We start from the raw sequence: 25,569 nt of genomic DNA on the forward strand, positions 1-25,569 counted from the left end.
TACACCCCCGCGACGCTCAGTCGTCCACCCAGCGGCAACGGCGCTCCGTGGTGTACGAGGCGTTCTTGTCCTGGTGGCTCTTCTGGATGCGGTTGCCGGCGTAGCCGCCGCCTACCGCGCCGGCCACCGTGGCCAGGGTCTTGCCCTTGCCGCCACCGACCTGGTTGCCGATCAGGCCACCGGCCACGGCGCCGACGCCCGTGCCGATCAGGCGATTGTCGTCCTTGGAGTTGATCTGCTTCACCCGGACGTTCTCGCAGACCTGGTGCTGGCTCCGCCGGGCCTGGGCCTCGGCCGGCGGCGTGGAAACGGCGGCCGTGCTGGCGATGGCGATCGCGGCGACGGCGAGCAGGTGGGTCTTCATGTCAGGTCCTCCTTCTCGGTGGCCTTCAGGGATACCGCCGGCTTCGTGACGGACGGGTCAATCCCGGGCGTTTGAAACGCCCGTGTCGACATCGCATATGGCCGCGGTTTAATCGGGGTGCCGCGCTCCTCGGCCACGGCTTCGGTCAGTTCGGCTCCAAGCAGCAGGATCAGGGCCGAGTAGTAGACCCAGACCAGCAGGACGACCACGCCGCCCGCGGGGCCGTAAGGGCCACCCACGTTGCTGCGGTCCAGGTAGATGGCGATGGCGAACTTGCCCACCGCGAAGAGCAGGGCGGTCAGCGTCGCGCCGATCATCGCGTCGCGCCATTCGATGATCGCGTCCGGCAACACCTTGTAGATCGCGCCGAAGATCAGGACGAACACGGCCAGGGAGATCACGATCTCCAGGACCTGCCAGCCGGTGGTTCCGCCGCGCACGAATACGGCGATCAGCGCGCTGGCGGAAAACGAGATCACCAGCAGGAAGGCCAGCGAGAGCAGCAGGCCCAACGCATGCATGCGCGCCCTCAGCCAGCCGAGGATGGCGCCCTTGGTCGATCCGGGGCGGGGCTGGAGGCTCCAGACCCGGTTCAGCGCGCCCTGCAATTGCGCAAAGACCGCGGAAGCGCCGACCAGGGTCACGCCCAACCCGATCACGCCCGCCATGCTGCCGACGCTGGGGCGTTGCCTGGCGTTGTCGATCACCAATCGCACCGCGTCCGAGGCTCGCGGACCGACCAGTCCGTTGAGGCTGTCGATCAACTGCGCCTGCCATTCCGGCCGCAGCGAGGCCACGATCCAGAGCAGCAGGACCAGCAGCGGGGCGAACGACAGCGCCGAGTAGAAGGCCAGCGCCGCGGCGCGCGTCATCAGTTCATCGTCACTGAAACCCTTCGCCGTGGTCCGGACCACGCGCCAGGCCAGGTGCAACCTCGAATCCATGCCGCTACCTCCGTCTCGCCTGGGTGCAAGCTTCGTGCGGGCCGTGCGAAAGAAACGTGGACCGCGGGCTCCGCGACCACGCTTCCATGCCATCACGCCCCGTGCATCTGCTCGATCGCGGCCGCGATACCGGTAGCGTCGGCCACTTCGATCACGCGTTCGGTCATGGCGAACTCCGCCACCAGCTCATGTGCCCAGGTGCTGTGGTAGGGCATGTATACGCCCCATCCCCCAAGCTCGACCACCGGGACGATGTCCGACTTCAAGGAGTTGCCGACCATGGCGAACCGGTCCGGACCCACCTCGAACTCGCCGAACAACCGCGCATACGCCGCCGGGTCCTTTTCCGAAACGATCTCGATGCGATGGAAGATGTCCGCGAGCCCGCTGCGCGCGACCTTGTATTCCTGGTGGAACAGGTCGCCCTTGGTGATCAGGACCACGCGGTGCTTCGCCGCCACGGCTTCGACGGCCTCGCGGATGCCGGGCAGGAGCTCCACGGGATGGGAAAGCACGTCCTTGCCCAGGCGCACGATGCGATGGATGTCGCGTGCCTCGATGCGGCCATCGGTCAGTTCGATCGCCGATTCGATCATCGACAGCGCCATGCCCTTCGCGCCGTAGCCGAAGAGGGCGATGTTGCCGCGCTCGGTGGCGAGCAAGGCGTCGCGGAGGCCCTTGGCGGTGAGGTCCACGTAGCGGCCGAGGATGGCTTCGAACGCCTCCTGGGCCTGGTCGTAGAACTCCTGGCTGCGCCAGAGGGTGTCGTCGCCGTCGAAGCCGACAAGATCGATCATGGGTGCAAGTCTCGTTTGTCGCAGCGGAATAGGATACCGCGAACCGAATCGCCGACAGGGTCGGCTCCCACCAGGGCATCCCATGTTCAATTTCACCGATATCGCGTGTCCTTACTGCGGAGAGACCATCGAAGTCGCCGTCGACACCTCGGCAGGCAGCCAGACCTACATCGAGGACTGCCAGGTGTGCTGCCGCCCCATCGTGATGCGCCTGGTGGTGGATGAAGGCGACGAGAGCTTCGAACTCCATGCGTCGGCGGAAAATGACGGGTGACGAAATCGCCGCTGAAGCGGCTCCCACATGAACCTCGCAGTCCGTGGCCGCCGGGCTTTGTGTGGGAGCCGCTTCAGCGGCGATAACGGGAAACGAAGAAGGCCCGGGTTTCCCCGGGCCTTCTAACTTCCAGCAAACGTCTTGCCAGGATGAACGCGTCGCTTAGAACGCCACGCTCGTCTTCAGGCCCAGCACGAAGGCGTCGTCGTTCTGCTTGCTGCCGCCCGGGTCCTTGATGTACTGAAGGTTCGGACGGATCGCGATCGAGGGAATCGGCGACCAGCTGTAGAACACTTCGGCCACTTTCTCGTAACCGTCGTTGATGATGCCTTCCTGGCCCGGATGCGTCGCGTTGAACAGGCGCTGGTTCTTCGCGGCGTAACCGTTGGCATGCGAACCACCGAGCGCCGCGCCGACGAAGTCGTTCGGGCGGTCGAAGATGCCCTTGTACTCGACGCCGAGCGCGATCTGGTTGTTCGTTGCCGAAGTGGCATGATCGGCCGACGTGACGTTCAGGAACACCGTGGCGCCCTTGCCACCGGCTTCGCCGGTCACCTGCTGCTGGAACGTGATCCACGCGCCCTTGCGCGAATCATGCTGCAACGGATCGCCACCGGCGATCGCCAGCGGCTGGCGATCCTCGTTCAGGTACAGGTCGTCGCCCTTGGAGGTGTTGTACCAGACGCCCGCGCGGTACGAACCCGGCAAGCCGTTCACCATCGGCTTCCAACCGAACTCCAGCGGAATGAGCGCGCCGGTGGTGCCGCTCGGGAAGTTGGGCTTCAGGCCATTATGGCGCTGGTACGAATCGTCCACGTACTTCGGATTCATCTGGTACGCGGCGATCTGTACGAAGGTTTCCTTCGAGGTATCCAGCTTCAGCACCGTGGCCCACTGGCTGGTCGGCCAGTTGACCCAGTAGTCGCCGACGATGTTACCCGGCTGCGCGCCGCAGAAGGTCAGGTTCTGGAAGTCGCACGAGAACTGGTTGATGTCCTCGCCAACCGGCAAGCGGCCGATCTTCCAGGTCAGGCGGTCGTTGAAGAACTTCTGTTCCAGCGAGAACACGGTCAGGTGCCAGGTCTGGCCACGTCCGTACACTTCCTGGATCAGCTGGTTGTTGCCGATGTTCGCGTCGGCACCGATGTTGCGGCCGTTACGGTCGGTGATGACGATCTTGAACGTGGCACCGGTCCAGCCCCACAGCTTCTGCAGGTCGAACGCGCTGCCGAACTTCCACTGGTCGGTATAGCGGGTGATGTTGCGATCACCGCCGGAATAGTTGTGTGCGGCTTCGAAACCATAACCGAAGTCGAACGAGATGCCCTTGTCTTCGAGACGCGTGCGCTCACCGCCCCAATCGCCGAACAGGTATTTGCTGCTCGCCATGGGGCTGGGGTCGGACCTCATCGAATCGTCTTGCGCATGTGCCGCGGTGGCACCGAACGCGATGCACGCGAGCACCAGCCCGGCAAGGGGACGCTTTTTGAATTGATTGCGCATGTACCCTTCTCCCTGAATATAAAAAATTATGCTTTTTCGTACTTGGCTTTTGATTATCTAAGTTGCAACGCACAATGCTCCCCGTGCGTTCAACCGCCGCATCATAGTGTTTTTGTCGTACTAATGGGTGGGCATCGCGAATTCGGCGCCAGCGCTTTCATCGTGGTTCAGCCAACGCTGTGTAACGGCCTTCTGTCTTGTGTAAAAGCGCACAGATTCCGGGCCGTGGGCGTGGTGGTCTCCCATCAGGCTCTTCTTCCATCCACCGAAACTATGGAAGGCCATCGGTACCGGAATGGGAACGTTGATGCCGATCATCCCCACCTGGACACGATGCGCGAATTCACGGGCCACTTGTCCATCGCGCGTGAAGATCGCGGTACCGTTGCCGAATTCGTGTTCATCCACCAGCTTCAACGCACTGGCGAAATCGGGAACGCGCACCACGCACAGCACGGGCCCGAATATCTCTTCCTTGTAGATCCGCATGGACGGCGTCACGCGATCGAACAACGTGCCGCCGACGAAGAAACCCTGTTCGCAACCGGCCACCTGGTAGCCGCGGCCGTCGACGACGAGCTCCGCACCCGACGCCACGCCGTCGTCGATGTAGCCGGTGATGCGATCGCGATGGATGCCGGTGACAACGGGGCCCATGTCCACTTTTTCATCCATGCCATTGCCGATGCGCAGCGCCCGCACGCGCGGCGCGAGCTTCGCGACCAGCGCGTCGGCGGTGGCTTCGCCAACCGCCACGGCCACCGAGATCGCCATGCAACGCTCGCCCGCGGCGCCGTATCCGGCTCCCATCAAGGCATCGGCGGTTTTGTCCAGGTCGGCGTCGGGCATGACGATCATATGATTCTTCGCACCACCCAGGGCTTGTACGCGTTTGCCCTTCGCGCAACCGCGCGCATAAATGTATTCCGCGATAGGAGTGGAGCCGACGAAGCTCACCGCGCGAACGAGGTCATGATCCAGCAGCGCATCCACCGCCGTCTTGTCGCCATGTATCACGTTGAACACGCCGTCCGGCAAGCCGGCTTCCTTGAGCAGCTTCGCCAGTTCGACGGCCAGCGACGGATCGCGCTCGGAGGGCTTGAGCACGAAGGTGTTTCCGCAGGCCACCGCCATGGGGAACATCCACATCGGAACCATCGCGGGAAAATTGAACGGCGTGATGCCGGCGCAGACACCAAGGGCCTGGCGCATCGTCCACGCGTCGATGCCGTTGGCGATCTGCTCGGTGTATTCACCCTTGAGCAACTCGGGTATCCCGCACGCGTACTCCACCACTTCGAGGCCGCGCACCAGTTCGCCCTTGGCATCGGACAGCACCTTGCCATGCTCGGCGACGATCACGCGGGCGAGCCGGTCCATGTCGCGCTCGATCATCTCCTTGAAACGGAACATCACGCGGGCGCGCTTGAGCGGCGGCGTTTGCGACCAGGCGGGGAAGGCCGCGTGCGCGGCGCGCACGGCGGCGTCGACATCGGCGACGGAAGCCAGATCCACTTCGGCGGCGGGAACGCCGCGTGCCGGATCGTAGACGGGCGCGACGCCCGCGGGCGTGCCTGCATAGGGCTTGCCGGCGATGAAGTGGCCGATGCGGGGAAGCGTGTTGCTGGAAGGCTGGGCGGACATGTCTTGGTTACTCCGATCGCGGCGTGTCAGCGCGCGATCATCCATTCGTGGGCGGGATCGTTGCGGAAGTGCCATTCACGGCGGGGGCCGGCCATCACGTTGAGGTAGTAGCCCCGGTAGCCGTGCGGCATCACCACGGGGTGGTAGCCACGCGGCACCATGACCACGTCGTGATCGCCCACGGCCATCGACTCGTCGATGTCGCGGGTGTCGGTGTAGACGCGCTGGAAGGCGAATCCCTGCGATGGGTCGATGCGGTGGTAGTAGGTTTCCTCGAGCACGCTCTCTTCCGGCAGCGCATCGGTGTCGTGCTTGTGTGGCGGGTAGCTCGACGAGTGGCCGGCGGGCGTGAGCACCTCGACGACCAGCAGCGATTCGGCGGGTTCGGTTTCGGGCAGGATGTCGCACACGTACCGCGTGTTCGATCCGCTGCCGCGCACCGAGCGCTTCATCGACTCAGGCGCGAGCAGCCGCACGTCGAGGCGTCCCGAGGCGGGCGCGGAGGCGATGGCGAGCTCGGCGTCGGTCCTCGCGGTGACGCGGAACACCGATGATGGCGGGGCGTACACGGCATGCGGCGAGCGATCCTCGAAGACGCTCGTACGGCCGCCGAGGCTTTCCCATGCGTGTGCTCCGACACGGACGTCGACGGTCCCGGACAGCACGACCAGGCACCCTTCGCGATCGGCAGGCAGCGCGATTTCAGTGTGTTGCCCCGCCGTGAGGCGGCGCGCCTCGAAGCCCACATGTTTCCAGTGCGCGGTCTGTGGCGTCACCTTGACGATGGCCTCGCCCGTGGGCATGGCCTTGACGAGCAGGCTCATGCGACCTCCCTCACCGGTTCCCGGTCGAGCAGTGTGCGGAGTGTGTCGTAACCCTTCTTCGCGAAAGCGTAGCTGGGTGCCACCGCCGGGTCCTGTTCGGCCTCGACGACGAGCCATCCCTTGTAACCGTGCTCCTTCAGCTTGCCGATGATCGTGGCGAAGTCGATCACGCCGTCGCCGGGAACGGTGAACGCCCCGTTGAGCACGGATTCGAGAAAGGTCCACTGGCGGTTGCGTGCAAGGCGCACGATGCCGGGCCGCACGTCCTTGCAGTGCACATGGCAGATGCGTGAGATGTGCCGCTCCAGCACGGCCACGGGATCGCCGCCGCCGAAGTAGGTGTGGCCGCTGTCGAACAACAGTCCCACGTCCTCCCCCGTATGCGCCATGAGCTGGTCGACGTCGTCGGGTGACTCCACATACGCACCCATGTGATGGTGATAGGCCAGGCGAACGCCTTGCGAGAGTGTGAAACGGGCGAACTCCGTCACCTTCTCGCCATAGCGTTTCCAGTCGTCCTCGCCACGGAAGCGTGGACGCTTGTACAACGGCACCGGCTCGCCCTGGATGGCATGGGCCACTTCGCCGTAGACCATGACCTTGCAGCCGTTCTCGGCCAGCAGGCGAAGGTGCTTGCCGACGGCGGCCGTTTCTTCTTTCGCCGAGCGTTCGCCAAGCCGGCCCGAATACCAGCCCGAGACGACATCGAGGCCGTAGCCCGCCATCAACTCTCGCAGTGCCGCCGGTTCTTTCGGAAACTTGTTGCCGAGTTCGAAGCCTTCGTAACCGATGGCCTTGCCTTCCGTGAGCGCGGTGGAAAGCGGTATCTCGCCGCCGAGCGACGGGAGGTCGTCGTTGCTCCAGGAGATCGGGTTGATGCCGATACGGATGGGATCGTTCTTCATGCTGGCGTGATCCTGGCCTTGCGGCCCACGATGGCGGTCTCGTAGTCCGCGCGCGCTTCGCGCACGGCGTCCCGCGTGGAAACTTCCGGCACCGCCACGTCCCACCACACGCCACCCTCGTCGGTCGTGCGTGTGTGGTCGGTGTCGATGCTGATGAGGTAGGTGCGGTCGGCGGCGCGTGCGCGCTCCATGGCGGCCTCGAGCCCGGCGATGTCGGACACGTGCTCGGCGATCGCACCGAGACTGCGGGCGTGGGCCGCGAAGTCGATGCTGGGCGCGCCGTATCGCCCCTGCACGCAGTCCGTGAACATGTTGTTGAACGGTGCGCTACCGGTCGCTTGCTGCAGCCGGTTGATGCAACCGTAACCGCGATTGTCCAGCAGCACGATGATGAGTTTCGCGTCGAGCATCACGGAGGTCGCGATCTCCGAGTTCATCATGAGGTAGCTGCCGTCGCCCACCATCACGATGACCTCGCGCTGGGGATAGGCCAGCTTCACGCCCAGTCCTCCGGCGATCTCGTAACCCATGCACGAGTAGCCGTATTCCATGTGGTAGCCCCCCGGCGTTTCGGTACGCCAGAGCTTTTCCAGTTCGGCGGGCAGGGTGCCGGCGGCGCAGACCACGATGTCGTCCATGGTGGAGCGCGACGACGAACGCTGCACGGCGCCGATCACTTCGCCGTCGTATGGCAAGCGTCCGGCCGGCGGCTCACGCTGGCCGGTGATGCGCGAGACGATGTCCACCCATTCCCTGGCCGCTTCGCGGGCGCGCGTCGTCCAGGCCTCGGGAGCCGCCCAGTCCTCGAGTCCGAAGCTGATGTCGTCGAGCACCTGTGCCGCATCGCCGATCGCCTCCAGGCCGTTGCCCTTGAGCGCGTCGAAGCTGTTCACGTTCACCGAAAGGATCGGCACGTGGCGGAACAGGGCGTTCGAGCCCGTGGTGAAATCCTGTAGCCGCGTTCCCACGGCGATGATCAGGTCCGCCTCGCGGAGCAAGGCGTTCGCGGCGGTCGATCCACTGACGCCGGCCGGACCGAGGTGCAAGGGGTGGTTCCACGGCAGTACACCCTTGCCCGCCTGCGTCTCGCAGACCGGAACGCCGTGCTTGTCCGCGAAGTTGAGCAGGGCCGGCGTGGCCTTGGCGTAGAGGGCGCCGCCGCCGGCGATGATCACCGGGCGCTCGGCGACCTCGATCGCGTCGAGCGCCGCCATCAGCTCGTCGTCGGTGGGCTGCGGGGCGCGGAAGACGATCTCGCGTGGCTCGAAGAACGACAGGGGGTAGTCGTACGCTTCCGCTTGCACGTCCTGGGGCAGGGCGAGCGTGACCGGTCCACACAGGGCGGGATCGGTCAGCACGCGGATGGCGCGAGGGAGGGCGGTCAGCAATTGCTCCGGCCGGACGATACGGTCGAAGTAGCGCGACACTGGCCGGAAGCAATCGTTGACCGAGACCGTGCCGTCGGAAAAATCCTCCAGCTGTTGCAACACGGGATCGGGCTCGCGCGAGACGAAGATGTCGCCGGGCAACAGGAGCACGGGCAGGCGGTTCACATGGGCCAGCGCGGCGGCGGTGACCAGGTTGGTCGCGCCCGGACCGATCGACGTGGTGACGGCCATCATGCGCCGGCGCATGTTCGCCTTGGCGTAGGCGATCGCGGCATGCGCCATCGCCTGTTCATTGTGCGCGCGCAAGGTCGGCAATTCGCCGCGCACCCCATGCAGCGCCTCGCCGATGCCGGCCACGTTGCCATGGCCGAAGATGGCGAACACGCCGCTGAACAACGGTATGGATTCCTCCTGGTCTGCGTCGCGCCCGCGCAACGCCGCGAGGTACCGGACCAGCGCCTGCGCACAGGTGAGTCGGATCGTCTCGCTCATGCGGCGGCGCCTTCTTTCAACGTTTCCGGACTACGCCGGCCGTCACGCCACAAGGCGATCATGCGTTCGAAGGCGGCGCGGGCCTGGGCGACGAGGGCGGCATCGTCGATGTTCCCGGCAAGCCATGCCTTCGCCGGCTCCGCGAAGATCGTGCGGCCCACGGCGAAACCCCGGCAGGTGGCGCTGTCGACAGCGTCGGCGAAGCCGGCCGCAAGGGTCTCCGCCGGTGCGTTGAGGCCGAGCAGGAGCACGCCCCGGCAATGCGGGTCGCGCTCTTGGATCAGGGCGTCGATCGCGGCCCAGGCCTCGCGGCGCGGCGGGCAGAGCTTCCACCATTCGGGCTTGATGCCCAGGTTGTAGATGCGCTTCAGCGAACGCAGCACGAGTTCGTCGCGCTCGGCCTGGCCCTTGCAACCCGGTGGTATCACTTCCAGGAGCAGCTCATGGCCACTGATCCTCGCGGCATCGTACAGCGAGCGCAGCTGGGTTTCCTGCTCCACGCGTTCCATGGGATTCGCATCCGGATCGAACGCGACCAGGCATTTGATGACGTGCTCGCGCGGCCAAGTGATCAGCTGGCTGCCGATGGAGCGGCCGCGCTCCAGTTCCAGCGGGTTCGAACCGGAGACCTCGACGGGCCGGCCGATCCACCAGCCACGGCCCGTGGCGGCATTGAGCGCGTCCTGCCCATAACGATCGTCGGCCAGCAGGCCGACGTGGCCATGGAGCTTCCCGGCACGTTCCGTGGCGGCCACGGCTTCCACCAGCAATGCCTTGAGGCGCGGTATGCGCGCCTCGTCGCCACCGACCTGCCTGGCCAGTTCGAAGAACGGCACGCGGTGGTCGAAGGCGAACACGTAGAGCTCGTCCCACGCTTTCCGCGGCACGGCCGTGCGATGGAGATGGGAAAGTTCGGCGTCGAGGTCGGGCCGGGGGATGCCACCTTCACGCTGGAGGAAGGCATCGAGTTCCGCGCGTCCGGGCATGGCCGGTGCGCAACCGTGACGGGACACCACGATCGCGCCACACGCATTGGCGAAGGCGCACGATCGCTCGATCGACTCGTCACGCAGCCAGCCGGCAAGGAACCCCGAGAGGAAGGCGTCGCCGGCACCGAGCACATTGAGCACCTCCACGCGGCTACCGCGATAGGTGGGCGCGTCGTCGATCGCCGAAGGGATCTCGCCTTCGATCACGCTGCAACCCAACGGCCCGCGCTTGACCACGAGGGTGGCCGCGCTGATGCCGCGCACGGCGCGCAACGCGGCGAGCAGGTCTTCGCTGCCGCCGGCGATGTGGAATTCCTCCTCTGTGCCGACGATCACGTCGAAGCCGGGGAGGATGGCTTGCAGGTGACCGGTGACGTGGTCGGCGGCGACGAAACGCGTTTCGCCTTCACCCCGGCCGGTGAGGCCCCAGAGCACGGGGCGATAGTCGATATCGAGCACGGTGCGCACGTCGTGCTTGCGGGCCAGTTCGATGGCGCGCGTGCTGGCGGCGTGGACGCCGGGTTCGGAGAAATGCGTTCCCGTGATGGCCAGGGCGCGGCAGGAGGCGATGAAGGACTCGTCGATATCCCCGGCGGCCAACGCCATGTCCGCGCAGTTCTCGCGATAGAACAACAGGGGGAAGGTTTCGCGATCCTTGATGCCGAGGATCGCCAGCGCGGTCAGGCGATCGGGGTCGATCCGGACCTGGCTCACGTCGCAGCCTTCCGCATCGAGCGTCTCGGTCAGGAAGCGGCCCATGTGGTCGTCGCCCACGCGCGAGAGCATGGCGGAGCGCAAGCCGAGGCGCGCGGTGCCGAAGGCCACGTTGGCCGACGAGCCGCCAAGGTACTTGGCGAAGCTGGTCACGTCCTCCAGGCGGGCGCCGATCTGCTGGGCGTAGAGATCCACCGCGAGCCTGCCGAGGCAGGCCACGTCGATGGGGCGGGAGGAAGAGCGGGGCAGGGGACTACGCATAGGGGTTCCGTATCAGGCCGCGCGGCCTTCCAGTTCATCGACCAGGCTCTGGATCTCGGTGCCGCCGGCCATCATGTCGAGCACTTCTTCCTTCGTGATGTCGCTCTTGGCGAAGGTGCCCATGGACTGGCCGCGGTTGAGCAGCGTGAAGCTGTCCGCGATGGGGTAGGCGTGGTGCACGTTGTGGGTGATGAAGATCACCGAGATGCCACGCTCGCGCGCGTTGTGGATCAGCTTGAGCACGTTGCAGGACTGCTTCACGCCGAGTGCGGCGGTGGGCTCGTCAAGGATAAGCACCTTGGCGCCGAAATGGATCGCGCGGGCGATCGCCAGGCATTGCCGTTCGCCGCCGGACATCGTGCCCACCGGCTGGCTCGCGTCGCGGACGCGGATACCCATCTCGGCGAGCTTGTCGCGGGCGGTTTCGTTGGCGTAGTTCATGTCGATGACGGGAATGACGCCGAACATCTTGCGGCGCGGTTCACGGCCGGCGAAGAAGTTGCGCGCCACGCTCATCAACGGGACCAGCGCGAGATCCTGGTACACCGTGGCGATGCCGCGATCGAGCGCCTCGCGGGGCGAGTTGAAGCGGACTTCCTCGCCATCGACGCGATACGCGCCGGAGCTGGGCTGGTGCACGCCGGCGAGGGTCTTGATCAGGGTGGACTTGCCCGCGCCGTTGTCGCCGAGCAGGCAGTGCACCTCGCCACGCTTCAGGCGCAGCGTGACGCCCTGGAGGGCGATCACGGTACCGAAATACTTGCTGACGTTGTCGAGCTCGAGGATGTAGTCGTCGGCCATGGTGGCACTCCTCACTTCGTCGCCGCGGCGCGGCTGCGGATGTAGTGGTTGAACAGGACCGCGAGCAGCAACATGCCGCCCAGGAATACGCGGTACCAATCGGAATCGATGTTGGTGTAGGAGATGCCGATCTGCACGACGCCGAAGATCAGCGCGCCGAAGCAGGCTCCGATCACGGAGCCGAAGCCGCCGGTGAGCAGCGTGCCGCCGATGACCACGGCGATGATCGCCTCGAATTCCTTCTGCAGGCCGCGGTCGGCCGCGGCGGAGCCGACGTCGGCCACCTGGAGCACGCCGAACAGGCAGGCGCAGAAGGCGGTGAGGACGAACAGCGAGATCTTCACGCGGCGCACGGGGACGCCGACGTTCTTGGCCGCGTTCGCATCACCGCCGACCGTATAGATCCAGTTGCCGAAACGCGTGCGGGCGAGCACGAAGCCGGCGGCGATCGCCATCACGATCCACCAGACCAGCACCTTGGGCAGGCCCGCCACCACGGGATCGCCGCTGGGCAGCTTCTCGATCAGGTTCATGCCGGCGAGTGCGCTGAACAGCCAGTGCAGGGTGGTGCCCTGGAACAGGGCGGAGACCACCGGATCGTCGGTGAACTTGTCGCCGATGCCGCTGACGATCGTGCTGTTGGCGAAGCCGGTGGAAAGGACCAGGGTCAGGCCACGCAGGATGAACATGAAGGCCAGCGTGACGATGAACGACGGCAACTTCGTGCGAACCACGAGGTAACCATTCAACGCGCCGAGCGCCATGGAGCCGGCGAAGGCGAAGATCACCGACGCCCACAGCGGCCAGCCCAGGTACATGGGCGGGATGGCCACCATGACGCCGGCGAACCCGATCATCGAACCCATCGACAGGTCGAATTCGCCGGCGATCATCAGCAGGCAGGCGCCCACCGCGATGATGCCGAGGTAGCCCGCCACCTGCGCCCAGTTGATCACGCCATCGAGCGCGAACATGCCCGAGCCGCCGGCGAAGATGCCGAAGAAGACGAAGACGAGCACGGTGCCCGCGATGGACCCGAGTTCGGGCCGGTCGAGGAGGATGCGCCACGGAGATATCTTCCGCACGCGTTCGTCCGTGGATGCCGCTTCTTCCGGCGCTTTCGCGCGGTTGCTCTGGATCATGTTCGTGACGCTCTCGTTGATGGCGCTCATGGACTTCTGCTCCTGCCGGTCAGCGGTACTGGCCGGCGTACTTCTCTACGGTGGCGACGTTGTCCTTGGTGACGAAGGCGGGTCCCGAACTGACGCCGGTGGCGGTGTAGATGGGCTTCAGGTCGTACTGTTTCAGGCGCGCCTGGAACTTCGGGTTGGCCTTCAGCGCGGCGATGATCTTGGCCGGGTCCTTGGTGTTCTGGTCGTGCGCGATCACCAGGGCGGCGATGCCCATGTAGCCTTGCAGGTAGGGCTGTTGGTCGATCGCGTATTGGATCGTGCCGGACTTGATACCGTTGATGATCGCGGGCGACAGGTCGAACGTGCCGAAGTTGATCTTGCCGACTAGGTGCATGTCCTGGACCACCTTGATCGACGGCTCGGCCGCGTTGGGTCCCAGGGCCAGGATGGCCTGCGTCCTGGGGTTGCTGCGCAGGTAGGCGCTGAGTTTGCTGGCGACCACGGTCGGGTCCATGCCCGTGTCGATCATCGAGGTCTTGCGCCAGTCCTTCAGGCCGATGGCGTCGGCGAAGCCCTGGCAGCGCTCGAACGAGGCGTTGTTGGTGGCGTAGTGGTTCACGCAGACGAAGCTGGTGACGCCGGCGGCCTTGGCCCGTTCGCCGGCGGCCTTGCCCGCGTCGTATTCACCCTGGCCCACATGCATGATCGCGCCGAGCTTCTTGCTCTCGTCGGGCGTGCCGGAGTTGATGGTGACGATGGGAATGCCCTTCGCGGCGACCTTGGCGGCCGGGGCCTTCAGCACCGCGTAGCTGGCGATGTCGAAGGACACGCCCTTGTAGTTCCGGGCGGCTGCGGATTCGAGCTGGCGGGCCATTTCGCTCAGGTCGCCGTTACCGGACCCGCGATAGTCGACGTCGACACCGAAATCCTCGCCTGCCTGCTTGATCGAGTTCTTGATGGTGTTCCACCAGGAATCCGAATCGGCGGCGTGGGTAACGAGAACGTAACGATCGCCGGGAGCCGCCTGCGAGGCGGGGGCGGCGAGGCCAAGACCGAGGGCTAGGGCTGCCGCCAACGAGGCGTGGAACAGTTTGGATCGCATAGTGCCTCCACAGGTGACCGGCTTTGCGGTCGGATGGATGGATATCGAAGTGCGATGCGGCCTCGCGGCCGCTGTTTTGCCGAAAGCGGGTCGAGCATGGACCCCCTGTTCCACGGTTGCAATTTGCATTGCAGCAAAAAAATAAATGGAAAATATGTTCCATCGCGTGCTTCAATGCGGCCGGTCCCCCGATGGAGCCGTCCATGGCCAAACGCAGCGAAGCCGATGCACTCATGCAGCGCATCGCGGAGGAATTCGAAGCCCTGCCACGCCAGCTGCAGGGGGTCGCCCGTTACCTTGAGGAACATCGCAGTTCGATCATGGTCCAGCGCGTCGGCGAGATCGCCGAAGGCTGCGGCGTGCACGCATCGGCGGTCGTTCGCTTCGCGCAGCGCTTCGGTTATTCCGGCTTTTCTGAAATGCAGGCGGTGTTCCGCGATGCGTGGACGGCACAGTCCGCACCATCGCGCAGTTACCAGCAGCGCATCCGTAGCGTCATCAAGGGCCGTGCTGGCGGCATGCCCGCCGTGGAGATCGCCTCTCGCTTCATCGATGCCAGCCGGGCCGGGCTCGACGAACTCGCCGAGGAACTGGACGAGGCCCGGTTCCAGAAGGCGGTGGACATGCTAGCGGTGGCGGAAAACATCTACGTGATCGGTGTGCGCCGTTCCTTCGCCATCGCGACCTACATCGCCTATGCGTTGCAGCACACGCAGAAGCGCGTGCACCTGGTGAACGGCCTCGGCGGCATGTTCCGCGAGCAGTTGCGCAGCATCGGCAAGGGCGACGCGCTGATCGCCATCAGCTTTCCCCCGTTCGGCAAGGAAACCCTCTATGCCATGCGCGTGGCGCAGCAACACCGGGCGGGCGTGCTCGGCATCACCGAGAGCGATCTGGGCCCGCTGGCGCGGCATTCGGATGTGCTGCTCAAGGTGAAGGAGGGCAGCGCTTTCGCATTCCGCGGCCTCACCAGCACCATGTGCCTGTGCCAGGCGCTGTTCGTCGCGCTGGCCTACAAGCTCGAACTCACTGTCGAAGAAACGATTCCCCGAGGAGAATACGATGATTGAAGTTGCCGTTTTCGGTGCCGGTCGCATCGGCAAGATCCACGCGGGCAATGTCGCCCGCCACCCGGAGGCGCGATTGCGCTACGTGGTGGACGTGCACGCGCCCTCGGCGCAGGAACTTGCGGACAAGCACGGCGCGAAGGTGGCCGGCGTGGACGAGGCGTTGAACGATCCCGCCGTGGGCGCCGTGGTGATCGGTTCGAGCACCGACACCCACGCCGACCTCATCCACCGCGCCGCCGCCGCGGGCAAGGCGATCTTCTGCGAGAAGCCGGTGGACCTCGATGTGGAACGCGCACGTTCGTGCCAGGCCGCCGTGGAAAAGGCGGGCGTCGTCTGCATGATCGCTTTCCAGCGCCGTTTCGATCCCACCTTCTCGTCGCTGAAGAAGCGCCTCGACGAGGGCGAAGTGGGAACGCCGGAATTGCTGATCGTCACCAGCCGTGACCCGGGTGCGCCGCCGGTCAGCTACATCAAGAGTTCGGGGGGCATCTTCAAGGACATGCTCATCCACGATTTCGACATCTTCCGCTGGATACTCGCCGACGAAGCCGTCAGCGTGCACGCCACCGGGAGCTGCCTGACCGATCCGGCGATCCAGGAAGCGGGCGACATCGATACCACGGCCGTCACCATCCGCACGCGGAGCGGCAAGCTCTGCCAGATCAATACCTCGCGGCGTGCGGCCTACGGTTACGACCAGCGCTTCGAGGTGCTCGGTAGCAAGGGCATGCTGCAAGCGGGCAATGTCGCGCCGACCCAGGTCGTGTCGCACACGTCGAAGAACATCGCCCATGACCTTCCGGAGCACTTCTTCCTGGAGCGCTACCGCGAAGCGTACGCCGCCGAGATCGCCCATTTCTTCGACGCGCTGGCCGGCGGCACGCCCGTGCGCACGACCATCGCCGATGGCATCAAGGCATTGGAACTGGCCGAGGCCGCCGCGCGTTCGTGGCGCGAAGGCAAGGTCGTCGAGGTGAGCATCTGACCATGGGCAAGCTCCGTATCGGCCTGGCCGGCCTCGGCAGGCTCGGCCAGCGCTACGCTGAAAACCTCGCCCGCGCCGTGCCGCGCGCCGAACTCGCCGCCGTGTGCAGCCCCGTCGAGGCCGAGCGTGAATGGGCGCGCGGCAACCTCGGTATCGAGACGATTTACCACTCGTACGAGGAGATGCTCGCCGACCCGTCGCTGGACGCAGTGTTCCTCGTCACGCCGACGTCGTTGCATGCGACGCAGATCGAGCAGGCCTTGGATGCGGGCAAGCACGTGTTCTGTGAAAAGCCGCTGTCCTTGGACCTGGAGGACTGCCGTCGTGCCGCCGCGCATGCCGCGAACGCGGGTAAGCGTGCCATGGTCGGTTTCGTCCGCCGCTTCGACGAAAGCTATCGCCACGCCTTCATGCATATCGAGGGTGGCGGCATCGGCCGGCCGTTCCTCGTGTACTCGCAGACGACGGATCTCGCCGACCCGAGCAGCGCGTTCCTGAAGTTCGCGCCGACCAGCGGCGGCATCTTCCTCGACTGCAGCGTGCACGATATCGACCTCGCTCGCTGGCTGCTCGGCCGGCCGAAGGCGACCAAGGTCTATTCCACGGGCACGGTGGCGATGTATCCGCCGCTGGAAGCCATGGGCGACGTCGACAACGGCATCGCCATCGTCGAGTTCGAAGGCGGCCGCATGGCCATGTTCTACGCCTCGCGCACGCAGGCTCACGGGCACGACACGCATACCGACGTCACCGGCACCGCGGGCCGGGTGAGCATCGGGCGCAACCCGCGCGCCGACCGCGTGGAGATCGCCGATGCGAACGGCGTGCGCAATGCGGTCGTCCCCTCGTTCTACGAGCGGTTCGCGCCGGCCTTCGTGACCCAGGCGAAGCACTTCGTCGACGCTGTACTTGATGACGCGCCGTTCGAACTGACCATGGACGACGCGGTGGAAGCGACACGCATCGCCATCGCGTTGCGCGAATCCCTGCAAAGCGGCCAGTCCGTCGAACTCGGCTGATCGTCCTGCCGGGAGCCAGCCCCGGTGGAAGCCGAACTTGTGGGAACCGACCTCGTAGGAGCCGACCTCGTGGGAGCCGACGCTGTGGTGGGAAGCCGCTTCAGCGGCGATGGGTGCTTGCCTCGACCTGACCCGCTGCCGCGGGATCGCCGACAGGGTCGGCTCCCACCAGGCTGCGGTTTCTCCCTGCAAATGGCCGCATGGCGAGCCATGACGCACTGCAACAACAGCGCGCTATAATCCTCCGGCCATGTCTCTTCCCTCCCTCGTCCCCCATCGCGGACGGCGTTTCGCCGTCACGGCCCGGATTCTTTCCGCCGTCGTTTTTTCCTTCGTCTGCTACCTGTGCATCGGCATTCCACTCGCCGTATTGCCGGGATTCGCGCATCTCGACCTGGGTTATTCGACGATCGTCGCCGGACTGGCGGTCAGTGCGCAGTATCTTGCGACGCTGCTGAGCCGCCCACACGCGGGGCGCATGGCCGATGCGATGGGACCGAAGCGGACCGTGGTCGCCGGCCTCATCGTCCTGGCCATCTCCGGACTGTTCCTCGCGCTGGCGGCGCTGGTGCCCAAGATACCCGTGCTTTCGCTGACGCTGATCCTTCTCAGCCGCCTCGGCCTCGGCTTCGCCGAGAGTTGGGTGAGTACAGGATCGATCACGTGGGGTATCGGCGGCATCGGCGGCGAGCACACCGCACGGGTGATTTCCTGGAATGGCATCGCCACCTACGGCGGCATCGCGCTGGGCGCGCCCCTGGGCGTGACGTTGGCGCGAGACCATGGCTTCATCTCGCTGGGTATCCTGACCTTCGCGCTGGGCCTCGTCGCCTTGCCGATGGCGCTGGCGAAGGCCCGCGTGGCGCCGAGCCATGGCGAGCGCCTGCCGTTCAAGAGCGTGCTTTCGCGTGTCATGCCTTACGGCGCGGGCCTGGCGCTGGCGTCCATCGGTTTCGGCTCGCTCTCGACCTTCGTCGCCCTTTACTACGCCAGCCGCGGCTGGGCCGATGCCGCGCTGTCGCTGTCGATCTTCGGTGGCTGCTTCATCGGTATCCGTCTGGTCTTCGGCAACGCCATCGATCGTTTCGGCGGCTACCGCGTGGCGATCGTCTCGTTGTTCGTCGAATGCCTGGGTCTGCTCCTGCTCTGGCAGGGGACGTCGCCGCATGCCGCCCTCGCAGGGGCCGCACTCACGGGCGCGGGTTTCGCCCTGATATTTCCGGCGCTCGGCGTCGAGGCGGTCGGCCGGGTCAGCACGCACAATCGCGGCGCCGCCCTGGGCGCCTATTCGGTGTTCCTCGACGTGGCGCTGGGCCTGACCGGTCCGATCGGTGGCTGGGTCGCAGGCCTTTACGATTACCCCGCGATCTTCCTGCTGGCGGGATTCGCCGCGTTGGCGGCGATGCTCCTGGCCACCTCCCTTTACCTGCGTTTCGGCCGCGACAGGAACATACGCGATAACCGGGCCGACGCACGGGCATAATGCGCTTCCGGTTTCCCTAGAGTCCTTCGCATGCCATACGATCGCAGTTGGACGGGCTTCGGCCTCGTCGGTGCCCTGGAAACGGGCGCCATCGCGCTGGTCGTCGGCATCGTCGTCTTCGGTTTGCTGCACGCCTTCGGCAAGGGCAATGGCTGGAGCGACGGGAAGCGGCTCGCCATCGCCTACGTGTTCGCCGTGGTGCTGGGCGCCGGCCAGGACATGTGGGACCTCTTCTACTTCAACATGGCGCCGCTGCAATCGCTCACCTTGTTGAAGCTGAAACTCGCCGCCGTGCATGACCCCGACGCCATCGGCCTGCGCGTCTTCTTCGAGTTCGTCGGTGCGCTGGTGGGGGTGTGCATCGGCTGGCTGGTATTCGCCGGCGGACTGAAGAAGTTGTCCGCCAGCATGCGCAGTTCCTGACAAGCCAAAGTGAAGCCGCTCTTGTGGGGGCCGCTTCAGCGGCGATGGCTGCTTGCCGCAACCTGGTGGGAAGCCGCTTCAGCGGCGATGGGTGCTTGCGGTGAACTGGCCCGCTGCCGCGGGATCGCCGACAAGGTCGGCTCCCACCAGCTTGATTCGGCTCCCACCAGCTTGATTCGACTCCCACCAGGTTGTTCCCACCTTAAGCGGTTCCTACCTTGGAGCGGTTCTCTACCGGGTGTGGCTGAACATCCAGTCCCACAGGTCGGGCGTCGCATAAGCCTTTTCCCATGAGCCGTGGTTCACGCCGGGGAATTCGCTGTACTTCACTTCCGCACCGCGCTTGACCAGCGCCGCGTTCATCTTGCGCGACTGCTCGGTGGGCACGACGTTGTCGTCGCCGCCATGGAAGATCCACACCGGCAGCTTGCCGATCTTCTTCGCCACCCAGGCGAAGGGATCTTCGCCCTTGTGCGCGCCGTGCACACGGAGCACACGCTCGTCGCTCAACGCGGTGACCCCGCCGCAGATGATGGCGGCCGCGGCGAACGTGTCGGGATGATCCACGGCAAGTTGCCAGGAGCCGTAACCGCCCATGGAGAGGCCGGTGAGGTAGAGGCGCTTACGATCGCCATGGAATTCCTTCACGCTTTTCTCGAGCGCGGCCATCGCCATGTCGGCATCGGCCGGGTCGGTCCACTCCGTATCGTCGGGCGCCTGGGGAATCACCACCACCGCCGGGAAATCCATGTGTTGCTTCAGCCAGGGTGGCAGGCCTTGCGACATCTGCTTCTGGTTGTCGTCGCCGCGTTCGCCGCTGCCGTGAAGGAATAGCACCACGGCGGGGTGCTCCTTGATGTCCGCAGGGACGAACACCTGGTAGCGGTAAGTCTTGCCGTGGATATCGACCGAGCGTTCGACGAAGTGTGCCGGGGCGGCGAAACCCGCCGTGCTGGCGATGGCGGCGGTGAGGAAGGCGAGGGTGCGGAGCATCGTGGCGGTTCCCTGGGGACAGGTAGTCGAGTCAAGCGGAGTAACGGGCGTATCGCAAGGCTCGGGAGTACCTGGCGACAGCCGGCCCTGGTGGAACCGACCCTTGTGACAGCCGGCTTGGTGGGAGCCGACCCTGTCGGCGATAGGTGCTTGCCACAACCTGACCCGCTGCCGCGATCGCCGACAAGGTCGGCTCCCACCGATATCTCCCACCGAGATCTCGCACCAAGGTTTTTTCGGGGGATGTGGGGAGAAACCTACAGAATGGGGTCGAACAGGCGGGCGACATGCAGCGCCACGCGGCGGAAGTACGACAGGCGCCGGTAGTCGTTCGGATTCACCTCCTCGCTGTTGGCGAAGTCCGCCACCAGCATGGCCTCCACCTCGGCCGCGAAGGCCTCGTCCACGTTCAGCGCGGCGATCTCGAAGTTCAGCCGGAAGCTGCGGTTGTCCAGGTTCATGCTGCCGACCACGGCGGTGTCGTCGTCGATGAGCATCACCTTCTGGTGCACGAAGCCCGGCTGGTAACGGAACATGCGGACGCCTGCCAGGGTCGCCTCGTGCGCATAAAGCGTGGAGGCCATGAAGACCGTGCGATGGTCGGGCCGGCATGGAATGAGGATGCGCACGTCCACGCCGCGGAAGACGGCGAGGCGCAAGGCGCCGAACACGGCCTGGTCGGGCACGAAATACGGCGTGGTGATCCATACGCGTTTTCTTGCGGCATGGATGGCTTGCGTGAAGAACAGCGAACAACTTTCCTGGCGGTCGGCCGGGCCCGTGGCGACGATGAGGCTCGCTGCGCGGCCGCATCGCTCCGGTGGCGGCGACGATGGCGGACGTTCGCCGGTGACCCAATACCAGTCCTCGGCGAACACACGTTGCAGGTCGGCCACCGCGGGACCCTCGATCTCCATGTGCGTATCGCGCCAGGGCGATAGCGGCGGCTTCGCGCCGAGGTATTCGTCACCCGCATTGAGGCCACCGACGAAGCCACGAACACCGTCCACGACGAGCACCTTGCGGTGGTTGCGAAAATTCAGCTGGAAACGGTTTCGCCAGCGCCGCGTGGCGAAGCGGTGCACATGCACGCCGCCGGCGCGCAAACGCTCCACGTAGCTGTCGGGAAGCGCATGGCTGCCGATGCTGTCGTACAGCACGCATACCTCCACGCCTGCCGCCGCACGCTCCAGCAGCGCTTCGCTCAGCCGGCGTCCCAGCGCGTCGTCGTGGATGATGAAGAACTGCAGGAGGACGTAGCGTTCCGCGCGCGCGATGGCGGCGAACATGGCGGCGAAGGCCGCCTCGCCGTCGACATGCAGGAACAGCGCGTTGCCACCATGCATGGAGGTATTCAGCATCTTCCCGATGGCGTCGTACCGGGTGTCGCGGATAGGCGCGGCTTGCGGCAACACGCCGGGCCGCGCGGGATGCGCGGCTTCCTCGTGGAGCATGAAGAAGCGCGCCTGGCGCTGCCGGTGCAGGTCCACGTAACCGCCGAAGTGGCTCGCGCCCAGGAACAGGTAGGGGACCAGGGTGACGTAGGGCAGGAGCACCAGTCCCAGCACCCATGCGAACGCGCCTTGCGCCGTCCGGGTGTGCATCACCGCGTGCATGGCCGCGAACACGCCGGCGACGTGCAGGCAGAGCGCCGCGATGGCGATCAGGGTGGCGATCATGCGCGGGCAGTCTCCACTATCAAGTTTTCGGCAACAGTGTTTGGCGCCAGGAGGTGTATTTGCATAAGGGCCGGGGCGGGAGAATGCACGTTATCGCTTTCCTTCGAGCCTATCCTATGAACCTTCCCTCGTCCCGTCTGCCCTTGCTGGCCCTGGCCGTGGCGGCCTTCGCGATCGGAACCACCGAGTTCGTGATCATGGGCCTGCTGCCGGAGGTGGCCGCCGACCTGCGGGTGAGCATTCCTTCGGCTGGCATGCTCGTTTCCGGCTACGCCCTCGGCGTGGCCGTTGGCGCGCCGTTGCTCGCCGCCCTGACCGCCAGACTGGAGCGCAAGCGTGCGCTGCTCCTGCTGATGGGCCTTTTCATCCTCGGCAACCTGCTGTGCGCCATCGCGCCCAATTACGACGTGCTGATGGCGGCCCGCGTGGTGGCGGCGTTCTGCCATGGATCGTTCTTCGGTATCGGCGCCATCGTGGCCGCTCACCTCGTGCCGGCCAACCAGCGCGCACGTGCGATATCCCTCATGTTCGCGGGGCTCACCCTGGCCAACGTGCTGGGCGTGCCGTTCGGCACCTTCCTCGGCCAATGGGCGGGTTGGCGGGCGACGTTCTGGGCGGTGACGGCCCTGGGCGTGGCCGCGTCGCTGGCGGTCGCGCGGTTCGTGCCGGCGTTGCCGCACCTGAAGGCGCCGCACATGGGGCGGGAACTGCGCGTGCTGCGTGAGCCACAGGTGCTCCTTGCCCTGGGCATGACCGTGCTCGGCTTCGGTGGCGTGTTCACCGTGTTCACCTACATCGCACCGATCCTGCAGGAGCAGTCGCACATCGATCCGCACTGGACCGGTGCCGTGCTGGTGCTGTTCGGCCTCGGCACCACGATCGGCAACATCCTGGGCGGGCGTCTCGCGGACTGGAAGCTGATGCCGTCGCTGATGGGCATCCTGGTGGCGCTGACCGTGCTGCTGGTGGTCTTCGCCTGGACGATGCACTCGACCGTGGCCGCCGTCGTCACCGTCTTCGTCTGGGGCATCGCGGCCTTCGCCACCGTGGCGCCGTTGCAGTCGCGCGTGGTGCACGTGGCGGGCGACGCGCCCAACCTCGCCTCCACCCTCAACATCGCCGCGTTCAACCTCGGCAATGCGGGCGGTGCGTGGTTGGGCGGCGCCGTGCTGGCCGCGGGCTATGCCATGCCGGTGGTGAGCCTCGCCGGCGCCGCGGTCACGGTGGCGGGCTTGCTGGCCACGATGGCCAGCGTCGCGCTCGAACGGCGCGCCGTATCGCTCGCCGCCGCGGGGTGCGCCTGATATCCCACTGTTACCGGGTGGCGACGCGCTCCATCTTCTCGGCCAGCAGCATGTTGGCCAGGCTCTGGGCCTGCTTGCGAATCTCGGGAATCGCCGTGGATTCCCAGAGCGCGCCGCGCAGGAGGCTGCCGATCGCGAAGAGGTTCGGGCGCGGCTTGCCGTTGCCGTCGAACAGGTGGCCGTCGGGCAGGGCGGAGAGGCCGAGTCCGAGCGGGTCGGGGATGACCAGGCCGCCGAGCACCAACTGGCGCACCAGGTGGTGTTCGGTGCGCTGCGTGTCGGTGTTGAGACCCACCGTCTGGATGACGACGTCGTAGGAGTCGGTGGAGTCGCCTCCGCCGGGTAATCCGTGCACCACTGCGAGCGCGCCATCGTGCGACAGCTGCACGGAGCGCATGCGTCCGCGGCCCCGGGTGAAACGGCCTTCCGCCTCCAGCGTGGCGATGGTCGCGGCGACCTGCGGCGGCATGCGATGGCGTGCGCGCTCCCACGCCCAGCGGGCATGACGAAGGAAACGCGCGCGCTCGACCTGCGGCAGGTCGCGCCACAGCGATTGCGTGTGCGGGCGCATGCCGTCGACCACGGTGCGCCAGTCTTCGGCACCGGCCGTCGTCTCGCGCAGGCGGCGCAGCCAGACGCGGATGTTGGCGTCGTCGCGCATCGATTCGATCAGTTCGCCGCCATCGTCGTTGGGGGCGGAAGCGGCCGCGAGGTGCGGCTCAGGCAGCTTGCCGTGGCGTGACAGCGCATCGAAATGCGCGTTCGGCCAGCGGGCGGACAGCTCCAGCAGGACGTCGACGGCGGTAAGGCCCAGGCCGATGACGAGGACGCGCAAGGGGCGATCGTCCCGCTCGGCGGAAGCCAGGAACGGCCACGGGTCGGTGATGTAGCGGCCGCTCGCGATCGCGGCTTCTTCCACGCCCGGCAACGGACGGGGCGGGAGCGAACCGATGGCCAGCACGGCCGCCTCGGCCTGCGCCTCTTCATCCCCATAACCGATGGTGACGCCCTCGGCCGAGGGCACCACGGATTCCGCGGCGAACGGCAACACGTTCACGTCATGACCGAACGAGCCCGCGTTCTTCACGGCGTCCTCGACGCGCGACTGCAGGAAGTCGCCGTACATCCGGCGCGGCAGGAAATCCGACCCCTTCACCGAAGGGTCCAGGGCCTGGGCGTACTCGAGGAAACCACCGGGCTTGCTGACGAACATGCCCATGGAGGCGGCGCGCACATTGAGCAGGTGCCGTTCCGACGGCGTGCCATAGGCGACACCGCGGCCGGCCGTCGGGCCGCCCGTATACCAGTCGAGATGAAGCGGGCGCTGCGTGCGCCGCTCCAGCAATTCGCTCACCAGCGTCGCCGCTGCAGCGCCACCGCCGATGATGGCGACTTTATGAAACATGTATTGGTCCTTCGCCCGATGGCTGGGGTGGAGGGCCGTGAGACCGTCAGGCCGTCAGGCGTCCCGCGATGATCGATTGCCTCGGTCGTGCGATCCAGTGTCCGGAAGGACCGGGCTGTTCGTACGCGAGGTACTGTGCCAGATCGCCACCGTACACGTGAAGCGTGAGCGCCGTGTCGTGCCGCGACAAATTGCGGCAGCGGTGCGTGTGGCTCTCCGTGGCGTCGAACCAGGTGGCATCGCCCGGGCCCAGCCAGGTGCGGCCGCTGCTGCGCAGTGAATGGTCGGCGTCGTCCTTGATGAAGGATTCCACTTCGAGCGCGCCGGCGATGGTGGCTTCCAGACCCCACAGGCCGCCGTGGTCGTGTACCGGCGTGGCGTAGCCCGGGGGCCAGGCCATGACCAGCATGCTGACCGGCGGACGTGCGCGCTCGGCGAGTATCCAGCGCTCGAAGCCGCGCCGGCGCTCGCGCAGGGGACCCAGCATGGCGGCCAGGTCGGCGCTGCGGCCGTGGAGGACACTTCCGATCTCCCGCCCCATCGAGGCGAGGTCCGGATGCTCGGCATCCGAGAGGTCGAACGCAATGTCCCGCAAGGTCCTGATGGTGGAAGAACGCTTACCCATGGACGGGGTGCCCGCTAAATCAACTGGCGGGAAGTGGAGCATGTGAGCCGTTAAACCCTCGTAACCTCCGTCTTTCACGATCCGCTTAAACTCTTTGCCCGGAGGTCGCATCCAAGCCCTGACCGCCCCCTTGGGCGGCCACCCGTCCTCGGAGAGCAACGCCATGATCGTCCTTACTTCGCTCGTCGTCCTTGCCGTCGCCTTCTGGCTGGTCTTCGCCTTTGTCGGGATCATCCTGAAGGTGGTTTTCGGCATCATCGGTGGCGTGTTCAGCATCGTCGGCAGCATTCTCGGCGCCGCGATCGGCGGCGTGGTGATGCTGGCCATGGCGCCGGTGGTCGCCCTCGCCCTCTTGCCGGTCCTCCTGCCGGTGGCCCTGCTGGCCCTCATCGTCTGGGCGATCGCCCGCGCCACGCGCAAGCCCGATGTCGTGGTGATGCCGCGCTGA

At 66.0% G+C, this 25,569-nt stretch carries 24 protein-coding genes; 8 read left to right on the forward strand and 16 right to left on the reverse strand.

Annotated elements, in window-relative coordinates:
* Positions 1–16: 16 nt before the first annotated feature.
* The 3 genes from AB6730_RS05995 to AB6730_RS06005 form a co-directional block, all read right to left on the reverse strand.
* A complete protein-coding gene (locus tag AB6730_RS05995) occupies positions 17–364 on the reverse strand; it encodes a glycine zipper 2TM domain-containing protein (RefSeq protein ID WP_371022738.1) in 348 nt (115 codons plus the stop codon).
* Positions 361–1,308 carry a YihY/virulence factor BrkB family protein gene (locus AB6730_RS06000; RefSeq protein ID WP_371022739.1) on the reverse strand — a complete coding sequence of 316 codons (948 nt, stop codon included), beginning with the start codon at positions 1,306–1,308 and terminating at the stop codon, positions 361–363. Before AB6730_RS06000 ends, AB6730_RS05995 begins: the two co-directional genes overlap by 4 nt.
* A 92-nt stretch (positions 1,309–1,400) precedes the next feature.
* A complete protein-coding gene (locus tag AB6730_RS06005; RefSeq protein ID WP_371022740.1) occupies positions 1,401–2,105 on the reverse strand; it encodes an HAD family hydrolase in 705 nt (234 codons plus the stop codon).
* A gap of 82 nt (positions 2,106–2,187) precedes the next feature.
* Between AB6730_RS06005 and AB6730_RS06010 the strand changes: the two genes are divergently transcribed.
* Positions 2,188–2,379 (forward strand): CPXCG motif-containing cysteine-rich protein, encoded by a 192-nt coding sequence (locus AB6730_RS06010; RefSeq protein WP_371022741.1) that lies wholly within the window; start codon positions 2,188–2,190, stop codon positions 2,377–2,379.
* 162 nt (positions 2,380–2,541) lie between these two features.
* Here the strand turns inward: AB6730_RS06010 and AB6730_RS06015 are convergent, their stop codons facing one another.
* The 9 genes from AB6730_RS06015 to AB6730_RS06055 form a co-directional block, all read right to left on the reverse strand.
* A complete protein-coding gene (locus AB6730_RS06015) occupies positions 2,542–3,882 on the reverse strand; it encodes a carbohydrate porin (RefSeq protein ID WP_371022742.1) in 1,341 nt (446 codons plus the stop codon).
* 120 nt (positions 3,883–4,002) lie between these two features.
* The gene (locus tag AB6730_RS06020) at positions 4,003–5,526 is read right to left on the reverse strand and encodes a CoA-acylating methylmalonate-semialdehyde dehydrogenase (protein WP_371022743.1); all 1,524 of its coding nucleotides are present in this window, start codon (positions 5,524–5,526) and stop codon (positions 4,003–4,005) included.
* A gap of 26 nt (positions 5,527–5,552) precedes the next feature.
* Positions 5,553–6,350, reverse strand: coding sequence for a 5-deoxy-glucuronate isomerase (gene iolB, locus AB6730_RS06025; RefSeq protein WP_371022744.1), 798 nt, complete (start codon positions 6,348–6,350; stop codon positions 5,553–5,555).
* A complete protein-coding gene (gene iolE / locus AB6730_RS06030; RefSeq protein WP_371022745.1) occupies positions 6,347–7,255 on the reverse strand; it encodes a myo-inosose-2 dehydratase in 909 nt (302 codons plus the stop codon). The genes iolB and iolE overlap by 4 nt, the downstream gene beginning before the upstream one ends.
* Complete coding sequence (gene iolD, locus AB6730_RS06035; RefSeq protein ID WP_371022746.1) at positions 7,252–9,135, reverse strand: 3D-(3,5/4)-trihydroxycyclohexane-1,2-dione acylhydrolase (decyclizing); 1,884 nt, start codon at positions 9,133–9,135, stop codon at positions 7,252–7,254. Before iolD ends, iolE begins: the two co-directional genes overlap by 4 nt.
* Complete coding sequence (gene iolC / locus AB6730_RS06040) at positions 9,132–11,099, reverse strand: 5-dehydro-2-deoxygluconokinase (protein WP_371022747.1); 1,968 nt, start codon at positions 11,097–11,099, stop codon at positions 9,132–9,134. The genes iolD and iolC overlap by 4 nt, the downstream gene beginning before the upstream one ends.
* A gap of 12 nt (positions 11,100–11,111) precedes the next feature.
* On the reverse strand, positions 11,112–11,900 hold the full coding sequence (locus AB6730_RS06045; protein WP_371022748.1) for an ATP-binding cassette domain-containing protein: 789 nt from the start codon (positions 11,898–11,900) through the stop codon (positions 11,112–11,114).
* Positions 11,901–11,911: 11 nt separating this feature from the next.
* Complete coding sequence (locus AB6730_RS06050; RefSeq protein ID WP_371022749.1) at positions 11,912–13,072, reverse strand: ABC transporter permease; 1,161 nt, start codon at positions 13,070–13,072, stop codon at positions 11,912–11,914.
* Positions 13,073–13,091: 19 nt separating this feature from the next.
* Complete coding sequence (locus AB6730_RS06055; RefSeq protein WP_371022750.1) at positions 13,092–14,135, reverse strand: sugar ABC transporter substrate-binding protein; 1,044 nt, start codon at positions 14,133–14,135, stop codon at positions 13,092–13,094.
* 203 nt (positions 14,136–14,338) lie between these two features.
* Here AB6730_RS06055 and AB6730_RS06060 point away from each other — a divergent pair, with 203 nt between their 5' ends.
* The 5 genes from AB6730_RS06060 to AB6730_RS06080 all read left to right on the forward strand — a co-directional run bounded on the left by AB6730_RS06060 (position 14,339) and on the right by AB6730_RS06080 (position 19,115).
* Positions 14,339–15,205, forward strand: coding sequence for a MurR/RpiR family transcriptional regulator (locus AB6730_RS06060; protein ID WP_371022751.1), 867 nt, complete (start codon positions 14,339–14,341; stop codon positions 15,203–15,205).
* Positions 15,198–16,190: an inositol 2-dehydrogenase gene (iolG, locus tag AB6730_RS06065; RefSeq protein ID WP_371022752.1), complete on the forward strand. Its 993-nt coding sequence runs from the start codon at positions 15,198–15,200 to the stop codon at positions 16,188–16,190. Before AB6730_RS06060 ends, iolG begins: the two co-directional genes overlap by 8 nt.
* A 2-nt stretch (positions 16,191–16,192) precedes the next feature.
* The gene (locus tag AB6730_RS06070) at positions 16,193–17,209 is read left to right on the forward strand and encodes a Gfo/Idh/MocA family oxidoreductase (protein WP_371022753.1); all 1,017 of its coding nucleotides are present in this window, start codon (positions 16,193–16,195) and stop codon (positions 17,207–17,209) included.
* Between the two features lie 250 nt (positions 17,210–17,459).
* A complete protein-coding gene (locus tag AB6730_RS06075; RefSeq protein ID WP_371022754.1) occupies positions 17,460–18,692 on the forward strand; it encodes an MFS transporter in 1,233 nt (410 codons plus the stop codon).
* Between the two features lie 30 nt (positions 18,693–18,722).
* A complete protein-coding gene (locus AB6730_RS06080) occupies positions 18,723–19,115 on the forward strand; it encodes a hypothetical protein (protein ID WP_371022755.1) in 393 nt (130 codons plus the stop codon).
* A 231-nt stretch (positions 19,116–19,346) separates the two neighbouring features.
* On the opposite strand, the gene AB6730_RS06085 is transcribed toward AB6730_RS06080, so the two are convergent.
* Positions 19,347–20,108 carry a prolyl oligopeptidase family serine peptidase gene (locus tag AB6730_RS06085; protein WP_371022756.1) on the reverse strand — a complete coding sequence of 254 codons (762 nt, stop codon included), beginning with the start codon at positions 20,106–20,108 and terminating at the stop codon, positions 19,347–19,349.
* Positions 20,109–20,365: 257 nt separating this feature from the next.
* Positions 20,366–21,787: a cardiolipin synthase gene (cls, locus tag AB6730_RS06090; protein ID WP_371022757.1), complete on the reverse strand. Its 1,422-nt coding sequence runs from the start codon at positions 21,785–21,787 to the stop codon at positions 20,366–20,368.
* Between the two features lie 116 nt (positions 21,788–21,903).
* Here cls and AB6730_RS06095 point away from each other — a divergent pair, with 116 nt between their 5' ends.
* Positions 21,904–23,091: an MFS transporter gene (locus AB6730_RS06095; RefSeq protein WP_371022758.1), complete on the forward strand. Its 1,188-nt coding sequence runs from the start codon at positions 21,904–21,906 to the stop codon at positions 23,089–23,091.
* A 10-nt stretch (positions 23,092–23,101) separates the two neighbouring features.
* Here the strand turns inward: AB6730_RS06095 and AB6730_RS06100 are convergent, their stop codons facing one another.
* Entirely contained in the window at positions 23,102–24,496 is a 1,395-nt protein-coding gene (locus AB6730_RS06100; protein ID WP_371022759.1) for an FAD/NAD(P)-binding protein, read from the reverse strand.
* A 46-nt stretch (positions 24,497–24,542) separates the two neighbouring features.
* A complete protein-coding gene (locus tag AB6730_RS06105; protein WP_371022760.1) occupies positions 24,543–25,121 on the reverse strand; it encodes a cysteine dioxygenase family protein in 579 nt (192 codons plus the stop codon).
* A 163-nt stretch (positions 25,122–25,284) separates the two neighbouring features.
* Between AB6730_RS06105 and AB6730_RS06110 the strand changes: the two genes are divergently transcribed.
* Positions 25,285–25,569 (forward strand): hypothetical protein, encoded by a 285-nt coding sequence (locus tag AB6730_RS06110; RefSeq protein WP_371022761.1) that lies wholly within the window; start codon positions 25,285–25,287, stop codon positions 25,567–25,569.

This window comes from Luteibacter sp. RCC_6_2 (genome assembly GCF_041360655.1).
Lineage (GTDB): Bacteria > Pseudomonadota > Gammaproteobacteria > Xanthomonadales > Rhodanobacteraceae > Luteibacter.